Source organism: Phenylobacterium sp. (assembly GCF_036501465.1).
Taxonomy (GTDB): domain Bacteria; phylum Pseudomonadota; class Alphaproteobacteria; order Caulobacterales; family Caulobacteraceae; genus Phenylobacterium.
The window spans coordinates 1-3,009 of sequence record NZ_DASYAF010000072.1 but is presented as its reverse complement, the minus strand read 5'-3'; the positions used below and the strand labels follow the sequence as shown (position 1 = coordinate 3,009).

Annotated in this window: 3 protein-coding genes and 1 pseudogene; 3 read left to right on the top strand and 1 reads right to left on the bottom strand. The window is 68.2% G+C overall.

The features are described from left to right. Positions 1-711: dienelactone hydrolase family protein (locus tag VGL85_RS07765; RefSeq protein ID WP_331587737.1), on the top strand; the 711-nt coding region annotated here is incomplete at its 5' end. A gap of 198 nt (positions 712-909) precedes the next feature. Here VGL85_RS07765 and rpmB read toward each other — a convergent pair. Then, complete coding sequence (gene rpmB, locus VGL85_RS07760) at positions 910-1,206, bottom strand: 50S ribosomal protein L28 (protein WP_331587735.1); 297 nt, start codon at positions 1,204-1,206, stop codon at positions 910-912. A gap of 181 nt (positions 1,207-1,387) precedes the next feature. On the opposite strand from rpmB, the gene VGL85_RS07755 reads away from it, so the two are divergent. Together VGL85_RS07755 and VGL85_RS07750 are read left to right on the top strand one after the other, a co-directional pair. After that, positions 1,388-2,215, top strand: a complete 828-nt coding sequence (locus VGL85_RS07755; RefSeq protein WP_331587733.1) for a hypothetical protein — start codon at positions 1,388-1,390, stop codon at positions 2,213-2,215. 186 nt (positions 2,216-2,401) lie between these two features. Beyond that, positions 2,402-3,009 (top strand): annotated as a pseudogene (locus VGL85_RS07750) (phosphonate-binding protein); the annotation flags it as partial.

Here is a 3,009-nt window from a genome sequence, read left to right as displayed (position 1 = left end):
GACGGCGACGCGCGCGCCTACACCTTCCATCCCGAGGGCAAGGGCCCCTGGCCGGCGGTGATCTTCTTCATGGACGCGCCGGCGATCCGGCCGGCCCTGTTCCAGATGTGCGAGCGGCTGGCGAGCAACGGCTATTTCGTGCTGCTGCCCGACATGTTCTGGCGCGCCGGCCCTTACGAGCCGATCGACATGGCCGAGGCCTTCAAGGACGAGGAGGCCCGCCGCGCCCTCTTCGGCAAGTTCATGGCCTCGACCGACCCGGTGCGCTCGACCCGCGACACCGGCGCCTTCCTCGACTGGCTGGCCAAGCAGCCGCAGGTGAAGGGCGATAAGGTCGGGGTCACCGGCTACTGCATGGGCGGCGGCCTGTCGCTGCGCGCCGCCGGCGAATACCCCGACCGCGTCGTCGCCTCGGCCGGCTTCCATGGCGGCCGCCTGGCGACCGATGCGCCGGACAGCCCGCACCTCTTGGCGCCGAAGATCAAGGCCAAGGTCTATGTCGGCGGCGCCGACGAAGACGCCGGCTTCCCGCCGCAACAGGCCGACCGCCTGCGCGAGGCGCTCACCGCCGCCGGGGTCGAGAACACCGTGGAGATCTATGCCGGCGCCAGGCACGGCTACGCCCCCCCCGACATGCCCGTCTACAACGAGGCGGCCTCGGAACGGCACTGGCGCGAGATGCTGAAGCTGTTCGACGAGACGTTGAAATAGGTAGACTTCTCCCAGAGGGAGAAGGAGGGGCCCGCGCGCGAAAGCGCGCGGGAGGATGAGGGGTTACGGGCTCGACAGGCAGGCGCAACGGACCATCCGTTACGCCGTGATTTGGAGCTTGAATTGGTGAGGGCGTAACCCCTCACCCTCCCATTCGCTTCGCTCTGGGCCCCTTCCTCTCCCTACGGGAGAGGTCTCTTACGTGGTCGCCGCCGCCGTCAGTTTGGCCTTGACCTGGCGCTTGATCTTGCGGGCGCGGGCGGAGAGCTGATCGTCGCGGGCCTTGACCAGATAGGGGTCGAGCCCGCCACGGAAATCCAGCGTGCGCAGGGCCGCGTTGGTGATGCGCAGGTTGAAACCCTGGCCAAGCGCATCGGACTGCAGGCGAATGGTTTTCAGCGCCGGCAGAAAGCGACGCTTGGACTTCATGTTCGAGTGACTCACATTGTGCCCGACCATTGGTCCGACGCCCGTGAGTTCGCAACGCCGCGACATCTGAGGAAACCTTCTTGGGGCAAAGCGTTTTTGGCCGTGGAGCTGGCCTCGGCCGAAGAGCGGGCGGTATAGGCGAAGGCCGCTTGTTGCGTCAAGACCAGGGACGCCTGCCGCAAATTCGCCGCGCGCCGCGGTCAGGACGTCCCGCCTCCGGGTCAACCTCGTAAAAGGAGCCTTCAAAATGAAAGCCCGATTGGCCCTTGCCGGCGCGCTGGCCCTGGCCCTCGCCGGCCCGGCCCTGGCCCAGCCGCCGGCGCCGCTGAAGATGACCCTGGACTATGACGGCACGCTCTATCCGCTGAATCTGGTGCCGGTGAAGGTGCTGATCGTGCATGCCGAGGGCCATGCGATGCCGGGCGGCTTCGGCACAAGCATCTCGATGAAGAGCTACGGCATCCTGCGCGCGCTGAAGCGCGTCGATATCGACGCGGAGAGCCAGGGCCGCACCGGCGAGGACGGCCAGGCCTATCCCGCCGCCTTCAGCTACATCCACCACGACGGCAAACGGGTTCGCCATGTCCATGTCGACTGGAGCCGCGGCGACGTGCAGGTCACGTCCACGCCGCCCTATTCCGACCTCGGCAAGCCCGCGGCCACCCTGGCCCAGAAGCTGGCCGCCACCGATCCGCTCACCCAGTTCGTGCGTACGGCCGTCGCCGCGGGCCCGCAGGCCATCTGCCGCGGACCGGACCGGTTCTTCGACGGCAAGCAGCTCTACGACCTGGATTTCGGACGGCCTGAACCCGCCAACCTGACCAGCGACGACAGGGCCATGGGCCTCACCCACGGCGCCCAGTGCACGGTCCACCTCACCGAGATCGCCGGCTTCAAGCCCAAGCCCCCCGACCAGCGCAGCCAGGGCCTGACCAGCCCGATCACCATGGTTTTCGGGCAGATGGGCGCCGGCGGCCCGTGGATCGTGACCAATATCCACGCCGACACGGTGATCGGCCACGCCAATATCGCGCTGAAGAAGGCCAGCGTTTCAGGCCAGCGCTCGCAGCCGTGAGCCTTGTGCTCAAGCCTACCGCGGCTACCATATCTCGTAGGGAACAAAGGCTGAATCGGCGGAGGTCGCCGATTCGGACCCGATTCGTTTCGCCAGCGTTCCCAGGCGTTTACCACGCTCATTAATGCGCGGGCCGCGCCGGCGGTCACCCTTGTTCAGAGCGATGGAATCCTCCACTTTCAGGGCATGAGCGTGCGTTCGCCTGGGCCGGCGCCGTCGCGGCTGGTCGCCGTGCTTGGCCCCACCAATACCGGCAAGACCCATCTGGCGGTCGAGCGCATGCTGGGCCACGCCTCGGGCATGATCGGCCTGCCGCTGCGCCTCTTGGCCCGCGAGATCTACGACCGCGTGGTCAAGGCGCGCGGGCCGCGCTCGGTCGCCCTGATCACCGGCGAGGAAAAGATCATCCCGCCCCGGCCGCAATATTGGGTCGCCACGGTCGAGGCCATGCCGCTGGACCGCGCCGTCGAGTTCCTGGCCGTCGACGAGATCCAACTGACCGCCGACCCCGAGCGCGGCCACGTCTTCACCGACCGGCTGCTACGCGCCCGCGGCAAGGCCGAGACCATGCTGCTGGGCGCGGCTGCCATGGCGCCGCTGATCCGCCGCCTCTGTCCGGACGCCGAGATCGTCGGCCGCGAACGCTTCTCGCGGCTGACCTATGACGGCCCGCGCAAGCTCAGCCGACTGCCCAGGCGCTCGGCCGTGGTCGGGTTCTCGGCGGAAGCCGTCTACGCCATCGCCGAACTGATCCGCCGCCAGCGCGGCGGGGCGGCGGTGGTGATGGGCTCGCT